Raw genomic sequence first — 1593 nt, 5'->3', positions numbered from 1 at the left:
GTCCCCAGTGCCGCCCCCCTCCCCGGCAGCACCGGCGAAGCGCTGGAAGCCTTCCGCCTGCGGTCTATTTCGATGCTATGCCACGCCGGGTTGAGTGGTCTGCCGCAACTGAGCCTGCCGCTGGGTGAGACCGAGGGCCTGCCGTTTGGGCTGTCCCTGCTGGGCGCGGCCGGGGCGGATGCGGATCTGCTGGAGTTGGGGGCGGCATTGTTGGGTAGCCAGTCCCTCGCCTCACCGCTTCCTTGAAAAGCTCGCCTTCTCCACAAACTCCTCTGATGTCCCCGGCTTGTAGATGTACGTTCCGGCGGGCTTCGCACCCTTGAACACAAACGTCATGTGGTCGTCGCCGCGGAAGCTGAGGGTTTGGCCGGAGATGCGGCCGAGGACGGCGCGGCAGCCGGCCTTCACCTTCCACGGGCCATAGTCTTTCCAGGCGTAGTAGCCATAGGCCTTGCTGCCTTCGACCTCGTAGATGATCAGCGTCACCGGCAGCACGCGTTCCCAGCGGCCATCGAAGATACCGAGGAAGGGGCTCGATTTGTCGGCCTTGGCCGCGTCGACCGGCACGCTCTGCGGAATCTGGCAGTTGCGGCTGGCCTGGCCGGGAAGCCCCGCCGCATGGGCGGGGACCGAGGTGATGGCAACGAGGGCGGCGGCAATCAGATGCTTCAGCATTTGGTCTCTCCTGGGGCTGGGGGCGTCAGATTTCGAGCAGGCTCTCGAGCTCGAGGATGGCGGCCTGGTGGCCCTGCTGGGCCGCCTTGAACAGCCAGCCGAGGCTCATCTCGCGGTTGGCGCTGTAATATTTGCCGAGCACATACTGGGCCTGCGCATCGCCCTGATTGGCGGCGGCGAGGAACCAGTAGCGGGCGGTGTCATCGTTGCGGGCGATGCCGCGGCCCGAGCCGAACATGCCGGCGAGGTTGCGCTGCGCCGGGGCATAGCCGAGCTCGGCGGCCCTCAAGTACCAGCGCACCGCCAGCGCCTCGTTCTTCTTGCCGCCGATGCCGATATCGTAGCGATAGGCGAATTCGAAGATCGCCTTGGGGTCGGTGGGCATCTCGGTCTCGGCGAAGGCGCGCCAGAACGGCGCCACCTTGGGGTGGGCGTCGGCCACCTTTTCGCACCAGAGCCGGGCGGTATCGACATTGAGCCCAGGCTGCGCCCAGCCCTTTTCGCCATTGGCCCGCATGTAGCGGATATAGGCTTCGCTGGCGAGGAAGGTCTTCACCCCGACGAGGCCATCGGCGAGGCCGGTTTCAAAGCCGAGCGCGGTCAGTTCGCGCTGCACGCACTTGACGGCGTCGACGGCGGTTTCGGCAGTCGCGGCGATGGCGGTCGAGGCGCTGAGGGTAAGGCTCAGAGCCAGTGCGGCGAGGGTGGATTTGGCGAAGCTGTTCATGTCGGTTCTCCCTGGTGTGACCGCCGCGGTCTTGCGGGCCGGTCTGATGGGAGGAGCTAACCCCGGCTCGGGTGCCGCCGCGAGTACAGGCCGGTGGAGCACCTCCAAGCGGATTGGAGGGGGTGGCGGACCGGGGTGGATTTGGTGGTAACGCAGCTCACGAGGCGGTGCGGGAAGAGTACCCCCTCCCC

Annotated in this window: 2 protein-coding genes and 1 pseudogene; 1 reads left to right on the top strand and 2 read right to left on the bottom strand. The window is 66.7% G+C overall.

Annotated features, from left to right (window positions below):
* Positions 1-246, top strand: a pseudogene (locus tag VW23_RS29350) (amidase); the annotation flags it as partial.
* On the opposite strand, the gene VW23_RS27605 reads toward VW23_RS29350, so the two are convergent.
* Both VW23_RS27605 and VW23_RS27600 read right to left on the bottom strand, forming a co-directional pair.
* Positions 232-675, bottom strand: coding sequence for a hypothetical protein (locus VW23_RS27605; RefSeq protein ID WP_069912685.1), 444 nt, complete (start codon positions 673-675; stop codon positions 232-234). The pseudogene VW23_RS29350 and the gene VW23_RS27605 overlap by 15 nt on opposite strands.
* 25 nt (positions 676-700) lie before the next feature.
* Positions 701-1402: a tetratricopeptide repeat protein gene (locus VW23_RS27600; protein WP_069912684.1), complete on the bottom strand. Its 702-nt coding sequence runs from the start codon at positions 1400-1402 to the stop codon at positions 701-703.
* Positions 1403-1593 lie beyond the last annotated feature (191 nt).

The sequence above is a fragment of the Devosia insulae DS-56 genome (assembly GCF_000970465.2).
Classification (GTDB): Bacteria; Pseudomonadota; Alphaproteobacteria; order Rhizobiales; family Devosiaceae; genus Devosia_A; species Devosia_A insulae.
This window is presented reverse-complemented; position numbering and strand designations above follow the sequence as displayed.

What these genes read in the sequence shown, in the direction of transcription:
- VW23_RS27605 (WP_069912685.1), bottom strand. Translation starts at nt 675, where the DNA reads ATGCTGAAGCATCTGATTGCCGCCGCCCTCGTTGCCATCACCTCGGTC.
- VW23_RS27600 (WP_069912684.1), bottom strand. Translation starts at nt 1,402, where the DNA reads ATGAACAGCTTCGCCAAATCCACCCTCGCCGCACTGGCTCTGAGCCTT.